The organism is Sphingomonas sp. Leaf5 (genome assembly GCF_001421155.1).
Lineage (GTDB): Bacteria > Pseudomonadota > Alphaproteobacteria > Sphingomonadales > Sphingomonadaceae > Sphingomonas.
In genome coordinates this window covers 61765-80542 of sequence record NZ_LMJZ01000023.1, presented here as the reverse complement: position 1 = coordinate 80542, position 18778 = coordinate 61765, and the positions used below count along the sequence as shown (strand labels likewise).

19 protein-coding genes are annotated in these 18778 nt (G+C 66.9%); 9 read left to right on the top strand and 10 right to left on the bottom strand.

The features are described 5' to 3' along the window. Positions 1-228 precede the first annotated feature (228 nt). The 3 genes from ASE50_RS15830 to ASE50_RS15820 are packed head-to-tail and all read right to left on the bottom strand — an operon-like array spanning position 229 to position 3940. Positions 229-2448 carry a xanthine dehydrogenase family protein molybdopterin-binding subunit gene (locus ASE50_RS15830; RefSeq protein WP_056402710.1) on the bottom strand — a complete coding sequence of 740 codons (2220 nt, stop codon included), beginning with the start codon at positions 2446-2448 and terminating at the stop codon, positions 229-231. Next, positions 2445-3422, bottom strand: coding sequence for an FAD binding domain-containing protein (locus tag ASE50_RS15825; RefSeq protein WP_056402707.1), 978 nt, complete (start codon positions 3420-3422; stop codon positions 2445-2447). The genes ASE50_RS15830 and ASE50_RS15825 overlap by 4 nt, the downstream gene beginning before the upstream one ends. Then, complete coding sequence (locus tag ASE50_RS15820) at positions 3419-3940, bottom strand: 2Fe-2S iron-sulfur cluster-binding protein (protein ID WP_082439069.1); 522 nt, start codon at positions 3938-3940, stop codon at positions 3419-3421. The genes ASE50_RS15825 and ASE50_RS15820 overlap by 4 nt, the downstream gene beginning before the upstream one ends. 97 nt (positions 3941-4037) lie before the next feature. Here ASE50_RS15820 and ASE50_RS15815 point away from each other — a divergent pair, with 97 nt between their 5' ends. Both ASE50_RS15815 and ASE50_RS15810 read left to right on the top strand, forming a co-directional pair. Beyond that, the gene (locus tag ASE50_RS15815; protein ID WP_414882352.1) at positions 4038-5039 is read left to right on the top strand and encodes a glycerophosphodiester phosphodiesterase; all 1002 of its coding nucleotides are present in this window, start codon (positions 4038-4040) and stop codon (positions 5037-5039) included. 28 nt (positions 5040-5067) lie between these two features. Continuing rightward, on the top strand, positions 5068-5289 hold the full coding sequence (locus tag ASE50_RS15810) for a hypothetical protein (RefSeq protein ID WP_414882350.1): 222 nt from the start codon (positions 5068-5070) through the stop codon (positions 5287-5289). A gap of 125 nt (positions 5290-5414) precedes the next feature. Here ASE50_RS15810 and ASE50_RS15805 read toward each other — a convergent pair whose 3' ends face one another. Both ASE50_RS15805 and ASE50_RS15800 read right to left on the bottom strand, forming a co-directional pair. After that, a complete protein-coding gene (locus ASE50_RS15805; RefSeq protein ID WP_056402703.1) occupies positions 5415-6119 on the bottom strand; it encodes a hypothetical protein in 705 nt (234 codons plus the stop codon). A gap of 2 nt (positions 6120-6121) precedes the next feature. Further along, on the bottom strand, positions 6122-6733 hold the full coding sequence (locus tag ASE50_RS15800) for a TIGR02117 family protein (protein WP_056402958.1): 612 nt from the start codon (positions 6731-6733) through the stop codon (positions 6122-6124). A 69-nt stretch (positions 6734-6802) separates the two neighbouring features. On the opposite strand from ASE50_RS15800, the gene phhA reads away from it, so the two are divergent. Continuing rightward, the gene (gene phhA / locus ASE50_RS15795) at positions 6803-7669 is read left to right on the top strand and encodes a phenylalanine 4-monooxygenase (RefSeq protein WP_056402700.1); all 867 of its coding nucleotides are present in this window, start codon (positions 6803-6805) and stop codon (positions 7667-7669) included. A gap of 137 nt (positions 7670-7806) precedes the next feature. Here the strand turns inward: phhA and ASE50_RS15790 are convergent, their stop codons facing one another. The 3 genes from ASE50_RS15790 to ASE50_RS15780 all read right to left on the bottom strand — a co-directional run bounded on the left by ASE50_RS15790 (position 7807) and on the right by ASE50_RS15780 (position 10854). Then, entirely contained in the window at positions 7807-8742 is a 936-nt protein-coding gene (locus ASE50_RS15790; protein ID WP_056402697.1) for a 50S ribosomal protein L11 methyltransferase, read from the bottom strand. Continuing rightward, positions 8739-9434, bottom strand: coding sequence for an SDR family NAD(P)-dependent oxidoreductase (locus tag ASE50_RS15785; RefSeq protein ID WP_056402694.1), 696 nt, complete (start codon positions 9432-9434; stop codon positions 8739-8741). Before ASE50_RS15785 ends, ASE50_RS15790 begins: the two co-directional genes overlap by 4 nt. Before the next feature lie 70 nt (positions 9435-9504). Next, positions 9505-10854, bottom strand: a complete 1350-nt coding sequence (locus ASE50_RS15780; RefSeq protein WP_056402955.1) for a methyl-accepting chemotaxis protein — start codon at positions 10852-10854, stop codon at positions 9505-9507. A gap of 211 nt (positions 10855-11065) precedes the next feature. Here ASE50_RS15780 and sdhC point away from each other — a divergent pair, with 211 nt between their 5' ends. The 6 genes from sdhC to ASE50_RS15750 all read left to right on the top strand — a co-directional run bounded on the left by sdhC (position 11066) and on the right by ASE50_RS15750 (position 16593). Next, positions 11066-11485 carry a succinate dehydrogenase, cytochrome b556 subunit gene (sdhC, locus tag ASE50_RS15775; RefSeq protein ID WP_056402691.1) on the top strand — a complete coding sequence of 140 codons (420 nt, stop codon included), beginning with the start codon at positions 11066-11068 and terminating at the stop codon, positions 11483-11485. Beyond that, complete coding sequence (sdhD, locus tag ASE50_RS15770) at positions 11485-11871, top strand: succinate dehydrogenase, hydrophobic membrane anchor protein (RefSeq protein ID WP_056402689.1); 387 nt, start codon at positions 11485-11487, stop codon at positions 11869-11871. Before sdhC ends, sdhD begins: the two co-directional genes overlap by 1 nt. Next, a complete protein-coding gene (gene sdhA, locus ASE50_RS15765) occupies positions 11871-13688 on the top strand; it encodes a succinate dehydrogenase flavoprotein subunit (protein ID WP_056402686.1) in 1818 nt (605 codons plus the stop codon). Before sdhD ends, sdhA begins: the two co-directional genes overlap by 1 nt. A 623-nt stretch (positions 13689-14311) precedes the next feature. Next, positions 14312-14881, top strand: a complete 570-nt coding sequence (locus ASE50_RS15760) for an ATP-dependent Clp protease proteolytic subunit (protein ID WP_056402683.1) — start codon at positions 14312-14314, stop codon at positions 14879-14881. A gap of 169 nt (positions 14882-15050) precedes the next feature. Then, positions 15051-15962 (top strand): XdhC family protein, encoded by a 912-nt coding sequence (locus ASE50_RS15755; protein WP_056402680.1) that lies wholly within the window; start codon positions 15051-15053, stop codon positions 15960-15962. Next, the gene (locus ASE50_RS15750; protein ID WP_056402677.1) at positions 15952-16593 is read left to right on the top strand and encodes an NTP transferase domain-containing protein; all 642 of its coding nucleotides are present in this window, start codon (positions 15952-15954) and stop codon (positions 16591-16593) included. The genes ASE50_RS15755 and ASE50_RS15750 overlap by 11 nt, the downstream gene beginning before the upstream one ends. A gap of 313 nt (positions 16594-16906) precedes the next feature. On the opposite strand, the gene ASE50_RS15745 is transcribed toward ASE50_RS15750, so the two are convergent. Both ASE50_RS15745 and ASE50_RS15740 read right to left on the bottom strand, forming a co-directional pair. After that, entirely contained in the window at positions 16907-18286 is a 1380-nt protein-coding gene (locus ASE50_RS15745; protein ID WP_056402674.1) for a UdgX family uracil-DNA binding protein, read from the bottom strand. After that, positions 18286-18762: a hemerythrin domain-containing protein gene (locus tag ASE50_RS15740; RefSeq protein ID WP_056402953.1), complete on the bottom strand. Its 477-nt coding sequence runs from the start codon at positions 18760-18762 to the stop codon at positions 18286-18288. The genes ASE50_RS15745 and ASE50_RS15740 overlap by 1 nt, the downstream gene beginning before the upstream one ends. Positions 18763-18778: the final 16 nt, after the last annotated feature.

Genomic DNA, 18778 nt, shown 5'->3' with positions numbered 1-18778 from the left:
CGGCTTGGGACGGCAAACCCGCCCGGTCTGCGCGTCAGATACATGACAGGTAGGATTGCCGCAAACGCGAACAAGGCTCTACCGCACCTAAATCCTCCCCGGTACGGGGAGGGGGACCACCGCGCAGCGGTCGTGGAGGGGGGCGGGCCGCATGCGTTAACGTTGCGTTGCGAGGCCAACCCCCTCCACCAGCTTCGCTGGTCCCCCTCCCCGCGGCGCGGGGAGGATTTACAGCGCCGGCAATCCTTCGAGCAGCTTGTCCAGCGTGGCCGGATAGTCGCGCACCCGCACGCCGGTCGCGTTATAGATCGCGTTGGTCACCGCCGCGCCGGCACCACCGATGCCCAGTTCGCCGATCCCCTTCGCATGCAGCGGGTTGGCGTGGTGGTCGCGGTCGTCGAGGAAGGCGATGTCCATGTGCGGAATGTCGGCATGGACCGGCACATGATATTCGGCGAGGTCGTGGTTGACGATGCGCCCGTCGCGATCGTCATGGACCAGTTCCTCGGTCAACGCCGTGCCGATGCCGAACACGATGCCGCCAATGCACTGCGACCGCGCAGTCTGCGCATTGAGGATGCGTCCCGCCTCGAACGTCGAATGCCAGCGCGTCACCCGCACCTCGCCGGTGACGGCATGCACCTTCACTTCGCAGAAATGCGCGCCATAGCCCGCCTGCGTCGTTTCCTTTTCCTGTTTGCCCGGCTCGATCGACCCCTTGGCCGTGATTCCGTCGCCGACCAGTTCGCCGATCGCGACCCGGCGGTTGCCGGCAATGGCATGGCCGTCCTTCAGCGTCATGTTGTCGGGTTCGACGCCCATCGCCTTGGCCAGTTTCTCGCACAGCGCCTGCGCCGCGAGATAGACCGACGACCCGCTGCTGCCCGCACCCCATGAACCACCCGACCCGGCACCCGGCGGCGAATTGGTATCGCCCAGATGCACCGCCACCCGTTCGACCGGCAGGCCGAGGATCTCGCCCGCGATCTGGGCGAGGATGGTGTAGGTGCCGGTGCCGATATCGGTCATGTCGGTTTCGACCATCGCCCGGCCGTCGGGACCGATCGACACCTGTGCCTCGCTGGGTTGCAGCATGTTGGTGCGCGTCGTCGCCGCCATGCCCTGCCCGATCAGCCAGTCGCCGTCGCGCTTGCCACCGGGCGTCTTGTTGCGCTGATCCCAGCCGAACGCCTTTGCGCCCGCATCGAGACAGCGGGTCAGCGACCGCGTCGAAAAGGGCACGTCCTTCTGCGGGTCCTTGGCCGGATCGTTGCGGCGGCGCAATTCGACCGGATCGATGCCGATCTGTTCGGCCAGTTCGTCCATCGCATTTTCCTGCGCCAGCAGCCCGACCGCCTCGCCCGGCGCCCGCATCGATCCCGACAGGGTGCGGTTCAGTTCGACCACATCATGCTTGATGATCCGGTTCTCGCCGCCATACAGGAATTGCGTCGCCTGTCCGGCCGGTTCGAAATAGCCTTCGCCCGGCAGGTTCGAACACAGCGTTTCATGCCCGATCCCGGTGAGCTTGCCATCGGCATCGGCGGCAAGGCGGAAGCGTTGCTGCGTGTTCGACCGGCGAACGGTCGCGTCGAACACCTGCTGGCGGGTCATCACCGTCTTGACCGGCCGCCCGACCGCCTTCGCCGCCAGCGCGGTCGCGACGGTGTCGGGCGAGATGCCGAGCTTCGACCCGAAACCGCCACCGATATAGCGCGCGACGATCCGCACCTTCGACTGGCGTTCGCCCAGCGACTTGGCAAGCTGCTGCTTGTCGGACGACGGCATCTGCAACGATCCGTAGAGCGTCAGCCCTTCATCGTCCCACACCGCGATCGAGGCATGTGGCTCCATCGCCGCCGAATTCTGCGACGGGGTGCGCCACACATCGTCGACCGTGAAGGCGGCGTCGGCCATCGCCTGATCCAGATCGCCCTGGCTGTGATAGGGCGGCATCGATCCGGGGGGCGGTTTGATCGCGTCGTCGACATGATCGTCGAAGGTGAAGACGCCGTCGGCAGGGTCATGGCGGATCGTCACCAGCTGCGCGGCGTCGCGCGCGACCTCATAGCTTTCGGCGACGACGATCGCGACCGGTTCGCCGAAATAGGCGACGTCCTTCACCCCTTGCGTCGGGGCTCCGGTCTCACCGCCCTGCTGGGCGTTGCGGATGAAGGTCTTCAGGTCGACGACGACGTCGATCACGCCGGGCAGCGCCTTCGCCCCCTCGGCATCGATCGAGGTGATCTTGCCCGCCGGAAAGGGCGCGCGGACGAGGAAGCCGTAGGCAAGGTTCGGAAAATCGTACTCGGCCGAATAGGTGGCCTGTCCGGCGACCTTCAGCGGACCGTCGATTCGTTCGATCCCCTTGCCGATGATGCCTTGGACACTGGTGTCGAGCAGGCTGTTCTCGACCGCCTTGTCCATGCGGAGTGCGTTGGTGGTCATGCGGTCAACTCCCGCAGCGTCGCGATCAGCGTGCGCCGGGTCAGAGGAATCTTGAAGTCGTTGCTGCCGAAGCCCTTGGCGTCGCGCAGCAACAGGTCGGCGGCCTGCCCGAACAGCGCATCGGACGGGGCCTGTCCGACCAGCGCGTTCTCGACGGCTTCGTCGCGCCATGGCATCGGGCCGAGTCCTCCGAACGCAAGGCGCGCCGAAGTGATCTTGCCGTCCTCTTGCCCGACGATCCCGGCGACCGACACCAACGCGAACGCATAGGAAGCGCGGTCGCGGACCTTGCGATAGGTCTGCTTGCCCGTCGGTGCCGGCGGCAATTCGACATGGGTGATGAGTTCGCCGGCGCGCAGCACATTCTCGATATCGGGCGTGTCGCCCGGCAGGCGATAGAAATCGCCGATCGGAATGCGCCGCCGCTCGCCGTCACTTCCCAGCGTCACGATCGTCGCGTCGAGCGCGCGCATCGCGACGCCCATGTCGCTCGGATGCGTCGCGATGCACTTCTCGCTGGTCCCGAGCACGGCGAGGATGCGGTTGAACCCTTCCTGCGCGTCGCAGCCCGACCCCGGCACGCGTTTGTTACAGCGCGCCGCCGTTTCATAGAAGTAATAGCAGCGCGTCCGTTGCAGCAAATTGCCGCCGGTCGATGCCTTGTTGCGCAACTGCCCCGACGCCCCGGCCAGCAGCGCGCGGCTGAGCACCTCGTACCGCTCGCGGATGATCGGGTCGGCCGCGAGGTCGGAATTGGGAACGAGCGCGCCGATCCGTATCCCGCCGCCCTCGATCTCCTCGATATCGTTCAGCGGCAGGCGGCTGATATCGACCAGCCGAGCGGGTGTCTCGATCTGCAATTTCATCAGGTCGAGCAGGTTGGTACCGCCTGCGATGAATTTGGTATCGGCCACCGCCCCTTCGCGGGTGGCGGCTTCGGCGCTGTCGGCCTTGGCATAGTCGAACAATTTCATTCCGCTGCCTCCGCCTGACGCTGTTGCCCGGCATCGGCGACTTCACGGATCGCATCGACGATGTTGGGATAGGCCGAACAGCGGCACAGATTGCCGCTCATCCGCTCGCGGATTTCGTCGTCGGTGAAATCGGGATCGTCGAGCGTGGCGCTGACATGGCTCGGCCACCCCTTTTCGACCTCGTCCAGCATGCCGACCGCCGAACAAATCTGTCCCGGCGTGCAGTATCCGCACTGGAATCCGTCATGCTTGACGAACGCGGCCTGGAGCGGATGCAGCTTTTCGGGCGACCCCAGCCCCTCGATCGTCACGATCTCGTCATCCTGATGCATCACGGCGAGCGTGAGGCAGGAATTGATGCGGCGGCCGTTCACCAGCACGGTGCACGCCCCGCATTGGCCATGGTCGCAGCCCTTCTTGCTGCCGGTGAGCGAAAGATGTTCGCGCAGCAGGTCGAGCAGGGTGGTGCGGATGTCCACCTCCGCCTGATGCGGCTGGCCGTTGATGGTGAAATGCATGGGTCGGCGCTCCGTTGGTCATATCGGCTAACGTTCCCGATCGAAACGGTTTCCTGTTGCGAAGGGATCGCAGATGTTAGGTACGGTTTTGCTGGCGATGCTGGGGATGGGCACGATGACCGAGGAACGACCGATCGACGCGACGCCGATCGTGATCGCGCATCGCGGGGCAAGCGGGTCGCGCCCCGAACATACCCTCGCCGCGTATGAACTCGCGATCGAACAGGGCGCGGACTTCATCGAACCCGATCTCGTGCTGACGAAGGATAATGTGTTCGTCGCCCGGCACGAAAACGAGATTTCGGGCACCACCGATGTCGCCGCCCACCCCGAATTCGCCGCCCGCCGCGCGACGAAGACGATCGACGGGCAGCAGGTCACCGGCTGGTTCACCGAGGATTTCACGCTCGCCGAACTGCGCACGTTGCGGGCGAAGGAGCGCCTGCCGCAACTGCGCCCCGGCAATACCCGCTATGACGGGCAGCAACCGATCCCGACGCTGGCCGAGGTGATCGCGCTGGCCAAGCGCGCCACCGCGGCGACCGGACGGACGATCGGCATCTATCCCGAGACCAAGCACCCGACCTATTTCGCGTCGATCGGCCATCCGATGGAGGCGCATCTCGTCCGCGACCTGCGCGCCGCCGGCTGGGACAGTGCGAAGGCACCGGTGTTCATCCAGTCGTTCGAGGTGAACAATCTCAAGGCGTTGAAGAAACTGACCGCCATCCGCCTGATCCAGTTGATGGATGCGACCGGCGGCCCGGCCGATCATGCCGTCGATAGCTATCAAACGATGGCGACCCCGGCCGGATTGAAGGCGGTCGCGACCTATGCCTTCGGGATCGGACCGAACAAGTCGATGGTCGGCGCGGACAAGCCGCTGGTCCATGACGCGCACGTCGTGGGCTTGCGAGTCCATCCATGGACCTATCGTGCCGAGAATGTCTTCCTGCCCGAATTCTATCGCGTGGCCGGCGGACCCGAGGTGCATGGCCGGGTGGGGCAGGAGATCGCCGATGCGGTCGCCGCCGGCGTCGATGGTTTCTTCACCGATTTCCCGCTAATCGGGGCGCAGGTACGCGACAAACCATATTGAGGGGCGGTGGATGCGATTGGGGTGGGTGATGCTGGCGCTGGTGCCGCTGACCGGGGGCTGTGTCAGCACGGTGTGGAACGTCGCGACCGCGCCGGTCCGCGCCGGTGCGCAGGTGATCGACTGGACGACGACCAGCCAGTCTGAGGCCGACCGCAATTACGGCCGCAAGATGCGCAAGAAGGAAGCTCGTGAGGGCCGCGAGATGCGCAAGGAAGACGCGCGGCGTCGGCGCGAGCGGGACGACGATTGAGTCGTGTCAACTCCCCTCCCTGACAAGGGAGGGGTCGGGGGTGGGTAGGCCCGTTGTGGCGCGCTATCGTTCCCTCACGGGCCAACCCACCCCCGGCCCCTCCCTTCCAGGGAGGGGAGAAATTCTCACCGGTTCCCCGCCAGCGCCTCCGCTACCGCGCGCAGCACCACCAGCCGGGTCTGCACGCCATAATGGCTGCTCACCACCTCGACCGCGCGGCAGCCGGGTTCGCCGGGCACATGGCAGCCCATGCCATTGACCAGCCCGTCGCTGGCGCTCCAGATCGCGGTGGCGGGGACGGGCAGGGGGCGGCGGACCTCGTCGGCCAGTGCCAGCACGGCGGGATCGTCGACCGATTCGCCACTGATCCATTCGTGCAGCCGCCAGACATGGGTCGAGCGCGCCGGCCCGGCATAGGGGCTGGCGACGGTCACCACCTGTTCGACCAGATCGGGCCGGCGATGCGCCGCCAGCCGCGCCATGATCCCGCCGAGACTGACCCCGACCAGCGCCACCGGCCGTCCGCTCGCCTGCGCGACGGCGTCGATGCGCGCGAACAGGTCGCTAGCGTCCGGCCCGATGCTCCGCTGCCCGAAGTTGCGCCCCAGTTCCCAGCCATGGGCGTCATGGCCGAGTGCGCGCAGATAGCGGCGCAGGATCGTGTTCGACCGGTCGCTGTTGAACAATCCGGGCAGCAGCATCACCGGTTCGCCGCTCGCCCGTGGTGCGCCCGCCAGCGCCCGCCGCCATCCGAACGGCACCCCCGCCAGCGCGAAGGCGGCGCGCGGCGTCTCGATCACGAAACGGCCGATCGGGGGCGGGGCGAGCATGGTCACAGCCACGACGTAACCGTCACCGGAAACGGCGTCCACGCCCCCATCGGCACCCCCGCCGCCCGCAGCACCGCACCGGTCCACGCATTGCAGGTCTGCACCGCGCTGTACCGCCCGCGCGCCGGGTAAAAGGCATCGGACGGGCCATAGCCGTGGACCGTGGGCCCTTGCACGAAACTGGCGCGGATCGCCAAAACCAGCCGCCGATACTGGTCGGGCGACAGCGTGACCGGATAGACGCCCGGCTCGCCCTTCGGTTCGGGCAGATGCCCGACATGCAGTACCACCGCATCGCTGCCGGTCGCGGCGGCAAGGATGGTGGTCGGGCTGACATCGGCCCAGGTCGGCGTGCCGAGGTAGAAGGCGCGCTCGCCCCAGCCGATCGACAGCCAGCCATGGCCGGCATAGCGCGGGTCGGCCAGATCGCCGGCGCGTACCAGATCGTCGAACGACTGGCCGGCGGCGTGTTTGGGCAGGACGATGCCGGTATGGATGCCGTTATCCTCGACATAGATGCGGATGCCCTGTTGCGGCGCACGCCCGCCCGATCCGCCCGGGATCGCGCCGCCGATCAGCCCGGCGATGCAGTACCCCAGCACGATCAGCAGCATGCCGCCCAGCAAACCCGATAGTCGAAGGGACCATTTCCGTAGCATCGTTTCCCATGCTACCCTGTGCGGATGGCCAGCGATACCCATGTGCTCGACCGCCCGCCCGAGGGTGCCAATGCCGACTGGACGATCCCGCAGGGCTGGGACGACTATAGAGCTGAGGACCATGCCACCTGGGACACGCTGTACGCGCGGCAGATGCAGTTGCTGCCCGGTCGCGCGTCGGACGCGTTCCTGCGCGGGCTGGACGCGCTGAAACTGTCCGAATCCGGGATTCCAGATTTCGAGGAGCTGTCGGACCGGCTGGAGGCGCTGACCGGGTGGCGGGTGGTCGCGGTGCCGGGGCTGGTGCCCGACGACGTGTTCTTCACCCACATGGCCAATCGCCGCTTCGTCGCCGGCAACTTCATCCGCCGGCCCGACCAGCTCGACTATCTTCAGGAACCCGACGTCTTTCACGACGTGTTCGGCCATGTGCCGATGCTCGCCGACCCGGTGTTCGCCGATTATCTGGCGGCCTATGGTCGCGGCGGCCTGCGCGCGCTCGAACTCGGGTCGCTGAAGCAACTCGCGCGGCTCTATTGGTACACCGTCGAATTCGGGCTGGTGCGGGAAGCGGGGGCCTTGCGTATTTATGGCGCGGGCATCGTGTCGAGCGCATCGGAAACCCGCTTCTCGCTCGACGATCCAAGCCCCAACCGGATCATGCTCGATCTGGCGCGGGTCATGCGCACCGATTACCGGATCGACGATTTCCAGCAGACCTATTTCGTCATCCCCAGCTTCGACGAACTGCTGCGCCTGACCGTCGAGACCGACTTCGCGCCGGTGTACGAAGCGATCCGCGAAGAGCGCGAGATCGCGGTGGATGAAGTGCTGCCCGAGGATATGGTGCTGACCCGCGGCACGCAGCACTATGCGAGGTCGAAGACATAAAATCCTCCCCGGCACGGGGAGGGGGACCAGCGAAGCTGGTGGAGGGGGGCGTCCGCATACGGAACGGTTGCGTTGCGCCGCCACCCCCCTCCACCCCCGCTTCGCGGCGGTCCCCCTCCCCGCGAGCGGGGAGGAGTTTAGAGATCCAGCGCCCAGCCGTCGCGACCCTTCGGATCGATCGGCTCGGTCGGCACGAACCGCTCCGCCCCCGCCGTCAGCCGCAGCACGCTCCAGTCGCCGCGCCGGTCGACCTCGGCCAGCGTAACGCCGCACGCCGCATAGGCCGCGACCACGTCCGCCCGCTGCGTCTCCAGCAACCCGGCCAGAACGATCGTCGCTCCCGGTGCCGCGATCGCCGCCACCTCCGGCGCCATCGACATCAGCGGTCCGGCGAGGATGTTCGCGATCAGCAGGTCATAGGGTGCCGCCGCCGTGACCGCATCCGACAGCGCGCCGTCGGCGACCACCAGCTCGACCCGATCGACATCATTCAGCCGCGCATTCTCCGCCGTGACGTCGATCGCCACCGGATCGATATCGGTCGCGATCACCCGCGCCGCCGGCCACAATTCGCGCGCGGCGAACGCCAGCAGCCCGGTACCGGTCCCCAGATCGATCGCGTTCGCGAACGTCTTGCCCGCCAACCGGTCGAGCATCGCCAGACAGCCGCTGGTCGTCTCGTGATGCCCGGTGCCGAAGGCGCGTCCCGCATCGATCAGGAACGCGCGCTTGCCCGGCGGCACGTCGCCGGCCTGCGCGGCAGTGTGGACATAGAAGCGCCCGACCGACAGCGGGTCCAGCCCCGCCTGGCTCATCGTCACCCAATCCTCGTCGCCCAGCGCCTCGATCCGCGGTACCTGTCCGGCGGCACTCGGGGCCAGCGCGGCGATTACGGCGATGGCGGCGGCATCGGGCTCCACCTCGAAATAGGCGTCGAGCCGCCACGTCTCGGTATCGTCCTCGACCGTCTCGGTCGTCATCAGCACCGGGGCGGGGTCGATCCCGAAATCATGCGCCGCGTCGATCGCCTCGGCTTCGGCGCGGGTGCACGGCAGGGTCAGTTTCCAGCTCATCGCACATAGCTCGCGCCGTTGACGTCCAGCACCGCGCCGGTCATCGATTCGGGGGCCTCGGTCGCGCAGAACGCCGCCATCACCGCGACCTCGTCGGGCATCGCCACCCGGCCGAGCGGAATATCGGCCAGCAGCCTGTCGCCACCACGGCTCGCCACATAATCCTCGGCCATGCCGGTCATGGTGAAGCCGGGACAGATGGCGAAGGCGAGGATGCGGTCGCGGGCATAGGCGCGGGCGATCGTCTTGGTCATCGCCACCATGCCGGCCTTGGCCGCGGCATAATGCCAGTGCGCGGGCGAATCGCCCCGGTGTGCGGCGCGGCTGGCGATGTTGACGATCCGGCCGGAGATGCCGCGATCCTGCCAGTGGCGCACCGCCAGCCGGCTGAGTTCGGCGGCGGCGGTCAGGTTGATGCGCAGCGTCCGTTCCCAGCCCGCGACCCAGTCGTCGTCGGACCGGTCGATCGGGTTCGGTTCGAACACGCCGGCATTGTTGATGAGGATGTCGACCCGCCCGTCCAGCCGGTCGAGCGCGCGCCGCCACAGGTCGCCCGGCGCGGCGGGATCGGCGAAGTCGGCGGCAAGGTCGCCGGCGGTCGACTGGACGGCAAGGGTGTGGGCGTCGCGCAGGCGGTCGGCGATCGCCGCACCGATCCCGCGCGATCCGCCGGTCAGGAGAATATGGGCCATGTCCCGCCGTGTAGGCGGGGGCGGGGCAGGGGGCAACGGGCGGTCGTCCGCGCCGTTGCGGTCGTCGGCGTTACGCCGCGACCTTGGCGATGAAATCGACCGCGCTGGCTTTCAGCGATCCCAGTTCGCCGTCGAGCGAGTTGAACCCTTCGCCGACCCGGTCGATTTCCGATGCGACGGTTTCGGTGTCCTCACGGATCGTGGCGATCGTCGACGACATTGAATCGGCGGCCAGCGCGGTTTCGTCGACGGCGGCGGTGATCGCGGTCACCGTCTGCGCCTGCACCTCCATCGCGCTGCGGATGCGGTTGGCGCTTTCCTGCACCTCGCTCACCGTGGCGCGGATCGACGCATTGGTTTCGACGGTCGACCGGGTCGCCGCCTGGATCGCCGCGATCTTGGCGGCGATGTCGTCCGTGGCGCGTGCGGTCTGGCTGGCGAGGCTCTTGACCTCCTGTGCGACCACCGCGAACCCGCGGCCGGCGTCGCCCGCGCGCGCCGCTTCGATCGTGGCGTTCAGCGCCAGCAAATTGGTCTGACCGGCGATGTCGCGGATCAGGCCGAGGATCGATTCGATCGATTTGGCATGGTCCGACAGCGTTTCCGACATGCCGACGGCGGTGCCCGCCTGTCCGGAGGCGCGCGTCGCGATCTCGGCGGCGGCCTCGACCTCGGTGCGCGCATCCTCGATCGCGCGGATCAGCCCGGCAGCGGTGGCGGCCGCCTCGCGCATCGCGACCGCCGATTGTTCGGCGGCGGCGGCGACTTCGGACGCCTTGCCCAGCATCCCGCGGGCGCTGGCGGAGGTGCGGACGGCGTGACCGCGCAGCGCATCGCTCTCGCGGCTGGCGCGTTCGACGGTCGATCCGATATTGTCGCGGAATTCATGCGCCAGCCGGTCGCGCGATTCCTGCAGGTCGTGATGCGCATAGGCATTGTAGAGCGATACGAACATTTCGCATTCGACCGAGCGTAGCCGGAACAGCAGTTCGGCGGCATCGCGGAACGCCGTTTCGTCGGCGATGCCGCGTCGCAGCACGTCGAGCAGCGCCCGCGCACCCGCATCGCCCATCGACAGGATCGCGGTCAGCTGCACGCCGTTCGAAAAGGCGCGGGCGACGGTGCGCTCGCACGATTCGACCCATGCGCTGCCGGTCAGGTTGGTGAAGCGATTGCGCAGATAGGCGACCCCCAGTTCGATCATCCGCTCGTAATCGTTCGTCATGCTGTCGCGACCGCCGACCTTTTGCGACTGGTCGAAATGCGCGGCGGCGACGAGTCGTGCCTCGGGCTCGATCACGTTCCACAGGGCGCGCGCGGCGTCGACATCGGCCGACGAGATGTTGAACAGGCGAAGGCGTTCCCGCAAATCGATCGTACGGCTGACGCTTTCTGCTGCCGGAAGTGTCTTCGTCGCCACGTTGCGAATCCCCTGTTCCCCTGCACAGCCCGACCTGTCGGAACCGATGCGCAGACCCATGAGTAACCCGACAGGCGTTAACAGTCCGTTGACCAAGCCCGTTGCGCAAAGTCTCTTTCGCGGATGCACACTTGCATCGGCGGGACGGGTGCGTAGATAGACCACAATCGCTGGAAGACCGCATCTGCCACGCGGTCGCACTGCCTGAGGAATGCCCGACTTGGCCATGGTCCGCCCGAAAGCCCGCCCGACATCGCCGCATCTACAGATCTGGCGCTGGGGTCCCAACATGCTGGTGTCGATCCTGCACCGCGCCACCGGCGTCGCCATGGGCACGGTCGGACTGGCGCTGTTCGTGTGGTGGCTGGCGGCGCTGGCCGGTGGCGAGGACAGCTATGCGCGGTTCCTGTCGTGGTTCACCGGACCGTTCGCCATTGTCGGCTTTGTCGTCGGCATCGGCCTCAGCTTCGCGCTGTTCCAGCATATCGCCAACGGCGTGCGCCATTTCTTCATGGATATCGGTGCCAATTTCGAACTGAAGGGCAACCGCCAGAGCGCGGTCATGACGATCGTCTTCGCCGTCTGCGCCACCGCGGCGCTGTGGGGCTGGCTGATGGTGGGGAAGCACTGATGGGCAACGGAACGAGCATCGGTCGCGTCCGCGGCCTCGGGTCGGCAAAGGCCGGTGCGCATCATTTCTGGCACCAGCGGCTGACCGCGGTCGCCAACCTCGTGCTGATGGTCTGGCTGGTCCTGTCGATCGCATTGCTGCCGGCCTATGACTATGAAACGGCGTTCGCCTGGGTGTCGTCGGCATGGGGTGCGGTGCCGCTGCTGCTGCTCGCCACCTCGGTCTTCTATCATGCCAAGATGGGCCTGCAGACCGTGATCGAGGATTACCAGCATGACGAGACGCGCGTCGTCGCACTGGTCGTGCTGAACCTCGTCTACGGCGCGGGCTGGCTGCTCGCCGCCTTCTCGATCCTTCGCATCGCTTTCACCGGGACGCCCGAATAATGGCCACCGACGCTTACAAGATCATCGACCACACTTATGATGCGATCGTCGTGGGTGCGGGTGGCTCGGGCCTGCGCGCCACCATGGGCATCGCCGAAGCCGGCCTGAAGACCGCCTGCATCACCAAGGTGTTCCCGACCCGGTCGCATACCGTGGCGGCACAGGGCGGCATCGCCGCATCGCTCGGCAACAACTCGCCCGACCATTGGTCGTGGCACATGTACGACACCGTCAAGGGCTCCGACTGGCTCGGCGACCAGGACGCGATCGAATATATGGTCCGCGAAGCGCCTGCGGCGGTGATCGAGCTGGAACATGCCGGCGTGCCGTTCAGCCGGAACGAGGACGGGACGATCTACCAGCGTCCGTTCGGCGGTCACATGCAGAATATGGGCGAAGGCCCCCCGGTGCAGCGCACCTGCGCCGCCGCCGACCGGACCGGTCACGCCATGCTCCACGCGCTGTACCAGCAGTCGCTGAAGTATGACGCCGACTTCTTCATCGAATATTTCGCGCTCGACCTCATCATGGAGGACACGCCCGAGGGCAAGGTCTGCCGTGGCGTGATCGCGTTGTGCATGGAAGACGGGTCGATCCACCGGTTCCGCGCGCATTCGGTGGTGCTGGCGACCGGCGGCTATGGCCGCTGCTATTTCTCCGCGACCTCGGCGCATAGCTGCACCGGCGACGGCGGCGGCATGGTGCTGCGCGCCGGTCTGCCGCTCCAGGACATGGAATTCGTGCAGTTCCACCCGACCGGCATCTACGGCGCGGGCGTGCTCATCACCGAAGGTGCGCGCGGCGAGGGCGGCTATCTGACCAACAAGGACGGCGAGCGGTTCATGGAACGCTATGCCCCCTCGGCCAAGGACCTCGCCAGCCGCGACGTCGTCAGCCGGTCGATGGCGATGGAAATGCGCGAAGGGCGTGGCGTCGGCAAGGACGGCGACCATATCTTCCTGCACCTCGACCATATTGATCCCAAGGTGCTGGCCGAACGCCTGCCAGGCATCACCGAAACCGGCAAGATCTTCGCCGGCGTCGACCTGACGCGCCAGCCGCTGCCGGTAACCCCGACCGTCCATTACAATATGGGCGGCATCCCCTGTAATTATCACGGCGAAGTCGTCACCAACCGCGACGGCAACCCGGACTCGGTCGTACCGGGCCTGTTCGCGGTCGGCGAAGCGGCCTGCGTGTCGGTCCACGGTGCCAACCGCCTCGGCTCGAACTCGCTGATCGATCTGGTCGTATTCGGCCGCGCGACGGGCCTGCGCCTCAAGGAAACGCTGAAGCCGGGCACCCCGCACAAGCCGCTGCCGGAGGGTTCGGCCGACCTCGCGCTCGCCCGTCTCGACAGGTTCCGCAACGCCAGCGGCAGCAAGCCGACCGCGCAGATCCGCCTCGACATGCAGAAGACGATGCAGAAGCACTGCGCCGTGTTCCGCGACGACGCGCTTCTGAACGAAGGCGTCACGATGATGGAAAATATCTACCGGTCGTTCGCCGATGTGAGCGTCACCGACCGGTCGCTGATCTGGAACACCGATCTGGTCGAGACGCTCGAACTCGACAACCTGCTGGCGCAGGCGATGGTCACCATGCGGTCGGCGCAGAACCGCAAGGAAAGCCGTGGCGCGCACGTGAACGAGGATTTCCCCGATCGCGACGACGCCAACTGGATGAAGCACACCATCGCGTCGTTCGACGGCTGGGGCGGCAATGGCGGCATGACCGCGATCGATTATCGCCCGGTCCACGACTATACGCTGACCGACGAGATCGAATATATCAAGCCGAAGAAGCGGGTGTACTGAGTCTTTTCTCTCCGGTCCGGGAAGGGCGATCGGCTTCGCGGCCGGTCGCCCTTTTTGATTCACGCGAAGACGCCAAGGACGCGAAGAAGAAAGCGGTTCGCGCGGAGACGCGCAGGGTTCCGCGAGCGGAAGCCTCATGACTCGACTTCGACCGCGCCACGAACGTCGCCCCGGACTTGATCCGGGGCCCCGCTTCTATTTCTTGCGTGGCCCGGACCTTTGCCGACATTCCCGGCCTGTACCCCGGCGAAGGCCGGGGCTTGGTTGGGCGACATCTGTACGCTACCGAAAAGCCTTCCCAACTGGACCCCGGCTTCCGCCGGGGTACGGGTCAGATTTGGCTCCGTCGGTCCTTCCCAAGTGGTATCATCTAGTCCGCAGCGAAGAAGCAGCCACCTCGCGCGCGCGCCCCTCCTAATCTCCCGCCACAGCTCCCATCGTCACGACATCACACGCCACCCAACAAGACCGTAACCCCCTCCGCGTCTCCGCGCCTCCGCGCGATCTCCTCATCTTCTCTTCGCGCCCTTCGCGCCTTCGCGTGAAACCAAATCACCGTGACACCGGAACCTAACCGACCCGCCCCCGGTTTCGCCGCCGACCAACCCAGGGGGAACTGCCATATGTCCGACACCACCATCAACGATTACCCGCTGCTCGCCCGCCCGCACGTCCATCTCGCCGGTCCCGTCGACCATGCGATGTACGAAAGCTTCCGCAACCAGGTCGTCAACGCCCCGGCCGATGGCCCGCTGGTCGTGTCGATCTCGACGCTCGGCGGCGACCCAGAAGTCGCGCGGGCGATGGGCGATGATATCCGCCTGCTGCGTGACTATACCGGCCGCGAGGCGCTGTTCCTCGGCAAGGTCGCGGTCTATTCCGCCGGCTCGACCTTCATGTCGGCCTTTCCGGTCGACAAGCGGTTCCTGACGCGGGGCACCCGCCTGATGCTGCACGAGCGGCAGATGACCAGCACCATCGAACTGTCCGGCCCGCTCAAAATGCTAGTCGCGACGCTGAAGGCGAAGCTGCACGAGATCGAAACGTCGGTAGAGATCGAGGAAGAAGGTTTCCGCGACATCGTCGCCGGATCGCAGGTGCCGTTCGACGAACTGGTCCAGAAGGCCCCGGCCAACTGGTATATCTGCGCTGAGGAAGCGAAAGCACGCGGACTGGTGCTCGACGTGATCTGATCCGGCGTTTCCCCTCCCTGAAAGGGAGGGGCAGGGGTGGGTTGGCCTGCGAGGGAACGCGAGCGCTCCACAACCGGCCGACCCACCCCCAACCCCTCCCTTTCAGGACGGGGCGCCAGAACCTATCTTGCTGGTACTCGCCGGCAAAAACCCTCAACATCGGAACGACATGGCCGACAACGACTCCGTCCTTACCGCCGCCCGCGACTGGGCCGGAGCGCCATTGGCACTGGCCACCGTCACCTCGACCTGGGGGTCCGCGCCCCGCCCGCGCGGCAGCCACATGCTGGTGCATGAGGACGGCCGGTTCGAAGGATCGGTGTCGGGCGGCTGCGTCGAAAGCGATATCCTCGCCACCGCCGCCGAGGTGGTCGCCGGCGCGCCCTTCGCGGTCAAACGCTATGGCGTGGCCGACGCCGCCGCGTGGGAAGTCGGCCTGCCGTGCGGCGGTGAGATCGAGGTGATGGTCCAGCGCGTCGACGCGGAACACTTCGACCCCGCCCTGTTCGACGCGATCGTATCGGCCAATGCCGCGGGACAGGCGATCGCCCTGACCACCGACCTGACCAGCGGCCGGACGCAGGTCGGGGAGGGCGAGGGCTTCGTCAACCGCTACGACCCGCCACGCCGGTTGCTGATCGTCGGCGCGGTGCAGATCGCGCAGGGGCTGGCCGGGATGGCGCGCGAACTCGGTATCGCCACCACCGTCATCGACCCGCGCGCGCGGTTCCTGACCGAAGAACGCTTTCCCGGCGTCACGCTCGACGATCGCTGGCCCGACGAGGCACTGGCCGCCCTCAAGCCCGATGCCGCCACCGCCGTCGTGACGCTCAGCCACGACGTCAAGATCGACGACCCGGCCTTGATCGAGGCGCTACGGTCGCCCGCCGCCTATGTCGGTGCGCTGGGGTCGCGGCGCAGCCATGCCGCCCGGCTCGAACGCCTTGCCGCCGCCGGCTTCGCGCCGGCCGACCTCGACCGGATCGACGGCCCGGTCGGACTGGATATCGGCGCGATCGGCCCGTCCGAAATCGCGCTGTCGATCGCCGCGGCGATGGTCAGGAGTTTCCATGCACGCTGAAGATACCGCGCTGATCCTGCTCGCCGCCGGTCGCTCGCGCCGCTTCGGCGACGCCGACAAGCTGGCGCAACCGTTTCTGCACAAGCCGGTCGCCTTCCACGTCGTGACGGCGCTGGAGGCGATCCCGTTCCTTGCGCGCATCGCGGTAATCGACGGGACGAAACTCGATTTCGCGTCGCGCGGGTTCGACGTCATCGTCAACGACGATCCCGGTGCCGGCATGTCGCGTTCGGTGCAACTCGGCCTGCGCGCCGCGCGGGCGGCGGGGGCGAAGGGCGTAGTGATCGCGCTGGCCGACATGCCGCGCATCACCGCCGCCCATGTCTATCGCCTGCTCGACACCGCACAGGGCGACGATGCGGTCGTCGCATCGAGCGACGGCACCAAACCCTGCCCGCCGGCCGTGTTCGGACGGGGGCGCTTCGATTTCCTCGAATCGCTGGAGGGCGATGCCGGTGCGCGCGATCTGGTCCGCGCCGGCCGCCACGTCATCACCACCCCCGCCGAACTGATCGATATCGACACCCCCGAAGACCTCGACCGCCTGCGCGCCATCGCCGAGGCCCCCGAGCAGCATGACGCGATCACGTTGCCGCAGCTCCAGCCATGGCATCGACCGCGCTTGGAATGATTTTCCTACAGGGCGGTGAAGCGATAGGCCCGGCCGGATCGGGTTCACGCGAAGGCGCGAAGACGCAAAGAGAAGAAGGTTAGTTTTCGCGCGGAGACGCGGAGACGCAGAGAGGTCGAACATGCCGCGACAGCGGATCGCTACTCTTATCGAGCAGGGGAAGGGCTCCGCCGGGAATGCTGCAGCCGCCAGCTCCCAACCCTCCGCGTCACCGCGCGAAAACGATCTTCTTCGCGTCTCCGCGCCTTCGCGTGAACCAAATTCCGAACCCGAACCAAATACGCGGCAAGTGTGACCTTTGTGACCTTTGGCGTCAGGCCATCGCCGCCTGCGCCCCCTTGAGGTCCTCGACGAACCGCGCAAACTCTTCCTCCGCCTGCACTTTATCCGGTAACCGCAGCAGATAGCTCGGATGCACCGTGATCCACGCCGAGCTGCCGTCGGCCAACGTCAGCACCCGCCCGCGCTCACGCGATATCGTCACCGTCTTGCCGGTCAGCGACCGTGCCGCCGTCGCGCCCAGCGCCACCGTCATGCGCGGACGCAGGATGCCGCGCTCCTGTTCGATCCACCACCGGCAGGCATCGATCTCGCCCACGCCCGGCTTGGCATGGATGCGCCGCTTGCCGCGCGGTTCGAACTTGAAATGCTTGACGGCGTTGGTGACATAGACGCGCGACCGGTCGATCTCCGCCTGGGCCATCGCCCGGTCGAATACCTGCCCCGCCGGCCCGACGAACGGTCGCCCGGCCAAATCCTCCTGATCGCCCGGCTGTTCGCCGACCACCATCATCGCGGCATCGACCGGCCCTTCGCCGAACACCGTCTGCGTGGCGGGCTGCCATAGCGGGCAGCGCTGGCATCCCGCCGCCTCATCGCGAAGGGCAGCCCATGCCGCCACACTGTTGCCGCCGGGTGCTGCTCGTGCCGTCTCGATCATCGCCGCCTCGCGTGCCTGTGCCCCCGCGATCAACGCCGGGACCAGCGCGGTTTCGGGCATGTTCTTCCAATATTTGCGCGGCATCTCCTTCATCATCGCGCCCTTCTTCAGCCGCGCGGGATTGAAGATCGATGCGTAATAGGTCTTCCAGACTTCCTCGACCGGATCGCCGGTCGGTGCATCCGCCTTGGTCGCGCCCGGCCCCTGCGTCAGCGTCTCACCGTCCCAATGCACCGAAATCTCCGGCGTCAGGATCGACCAGCGCATCGCCGCGAAGCGGTCGACGAAGAAGCGCGCATTATGGCGGACGATATGATGTTCCGGCTCGAACCAAGCGACGAAGCGGGTGTCGTCGGCGTCCGCCATCTCGCGAAACCGCAGGAACGCGCGCATCTTGTGGATGTCGCGCCGGACCGCCTTCGCCATTTCCTCCAGCCGCCGCATCGCCGGATCGGCCTTGTCGTCAATCAGCCGCGGTTCGGCGATCAGGCGGGTGAGCATCGCATAGAGCAGCGCGAACCGCGCCGGGTCGGCATGCATCGCCACCGTCCGCGCCAGATCGATGAACGCGCGCGGGACACGGGGGGCGGGGGCGCTGCCGTCGACGATCGCCTCGTCGCCGAACAGGTCGGTGGGCAGGTCGCCGACCTGCCACACCACCTCCGACGGTGCGACACGCTGGGCGGCGAGCGACCGGGCGGCGTCGCGCCACCCGTCGAAATCATCCGCCGCCGCCAGCGCCGCAACGCGCATCAGTCGCGATCGTCGCCCGCTTCCGACGACTCGGCTATCTCGAGTTCCCTGGGCTTGCGCTCCTCGAACACGGTCGCGATCCGCGCTTCCTCGTCGTCGCTCAATTCCTTTGCGGCGGCGGGAAACATCTCTTCCTCTTCCTCGTCGATATGATGTTCGTAGCGGTGCCGCATTTCGGCGAAACGCTGGTTCCATTCGTTGCCGGCCGGATCGAGCTTGGAAATCTCGCCGAGATAATCGTCGATTTCCTTATGCTCCGACACCGAATGCCGCGCCTCGTCGCGCAGGTCGGGATTGGCGAGCATCGTCGCGTACAGCGCCTCCTCTTCGGCCGCGGCATGGGCCGATACCTCGACGCGGAACTCCTCGAACAAGGCGGCGCGTTCGTCACCGCTCGCGGCGTCGATCCGCTGGAGCAGGTCGCGGTGCCGGTCGTGATCGGCCTTCAGATCGGCATAGATGCGGGCGTCGGCCATGGGGATTTCCTTCGGA

Coding starts and splice junctions, on each gene's coding strand:
- ASE50_RS15830 (WP_056402710.1), bottom strand. CDS start 2,448: ATGACCACCAACGCACTCCGCATGGACAAGGCGGTCGAGAACAGCCTG.
- ASE50_RS15825 (WP_056402707.1), bottom strand. CDS start 3,422: ATGAAATTGTTCGACTATGCCAAGGCCGACAGCGCCGAAGCCGCCACC.
- ASE50_RS15820 (WP_082439069.1), bottom strand. CDS start 3,940: ATGCATTTCACCATCAACGGCCAGCCGCATCAGGCGGAGGTGGACATC.
- ASE50_RS15815 (WP_414882352.1), top strand. CDS start 4,038: ATGCTGGGGATGGGCACGATGACCGAGGAACGACCGATCGACGCGACG.
- ASE50_RS15810 (WP_414882350.1), top strand. CDS start 5,068: ATGCTGGCGCTGGTGCCGCTGACCGGGGGCTGTGTCAGCACGGTGTGG.
- ASE50_RS15805 (WP_056402703.1), bottom strand. CDS start 6,119: ATGCTCGCCCCGCCCCCGATCGGCCGTTTCGTGATCGAGACGCCGCGC.
- ASE50_RS15800 (WP_056402958.1), bottom strand. CDS start 6,733: ATGCTGCTGATCGTGCTGGGGTACTGCATCGCCGGGCTGATCGGCGGC.
- phhA (WP_056402700.1), top strand. CDS start 6,803: ATGGCCAGCGATACCCATGTGCTCGACCGCCCGCCCGAGGGTGCCAAT.
- ASE50_RS15790 (WP_056402697.1), bottom strand. CDS start 8,742: ATGAGCTGGAAACTGACCCTGCCGTGCACCCGCGCCGAAGCCGAGGCG.
- ASE50_RS15785 (WP_056402694.1), bottom strand. CDS start 9,434: ATGGCCCATATTCTCCTGACCGGCGGATCGCGCGGGATCGGTGCGGCG.
- sdhC (WP_056402691.1), top strand. CDS start 11,066: ATGCCCGACTTGGCCATGGTCCGCCCGAAAGCCCGCCCGACATCGCCG.
- sdhD (WP_056402689.1), top strand. CDS start 11,485: ATGGGCAACGGAACGAGCATCGGTCGCGTCCGCGGCCTCGGGTCGGCA.
- sdhA (WP_056402686.1), top strand. CDS start 11,871: ATGGCCACCGACGCTTACAAGATCATCGACCACACTTATGATGCGATC.
- ASE50_RS15760 (WP_056402683.1), top strand. CDS start 14,312: ATGTCCGACACCACCATCAACGATTACCCGCTGCTCGCCCGCCCGCAC.
- ASE50_RS15755 (WP_056402680.1), top strand. CDS start 15,051: ATGGCCGACAACGACTCCGTCCTTACCGCCGCCCGCGACTGGGCCGGA.
- ASE50_RS15750 (WP_056402677.1), top strand. CDS start 15,952: ATGCACGCTGAAGATACCGCGCTGATCCTGCTCGCCGCCGGTCGCTCG.
- ASE50_RS15745 (WP_056402674.1), bottom strand. CDS start 18,286: ATGCGCGTTGCGGCGCTGGCGGCGGCGGATGATTTCGACGGGTGGCGC.
- ASE50_RS15740 (WP_056402953.1), bottom strand. CDS start 18,762: ATGGCCGACGCCCGCATCTATGCCGATCTGAAGGCCGATCACGACCGG.